Source organism: Mesorhizobium sp. M1D.F.Ca.ET.231.01.1.1, assembly GCF_003999155.2.
Classification (GTDB): Bacteria; Pseudomonadota; Alphaproteobacteria; order Rhizobiales; family Rhizobiaceae; genus Mesorhizobium.
Window position 1 is genome coordinate 1 of record NZ_RZOZ02000167.1, and the last position, 327, is coordinate 327.

A 327-nucleotide genomic window follows, 5' to 3' on the forward strand; every position below is an offset into this window, starting at 1 on the left:
CTAGGACATTTCGGCAAGCCTTCAGGATGGGCTTATATCCGGAAAACGAGCTGCCATCCCGCGCCTTGTCCCCGTTTGCCGCCTCTTCATTTCCGACCTCATAACTGCCGCGGTGTGGCGTGCCTGCTCTTGCCCGCGCCCACGATAGCGGTTCACTCGGCGTGTCGCATCAGGCACGGGCCCGTGAACTCGCTGACAAGTTCGGTTATGTCGAACCCAATCTGTGGACCGGCATCGGCCGGGCGCGCTCCGGCTGCGGTGCAGCACTTGTCGGCTCGACGGATCAGGTTCTTTCGGCGCTGGAGGATTACCAGAAGATGGGTATAG

1 pseudogene is annotated in these 327 nt (G+C 61.2%); it reads left to right on the plus strand.

Features of this window, described 5'->3' with window-relative positions:
* Positions 1-134: 134 nt before the first annotated feature.
* Positions 135-327 (plus strand): annotated as a pseudogene (locus EN874_RS32795) (alkanesulfonate monooxygenase); the annotation flags it as partial.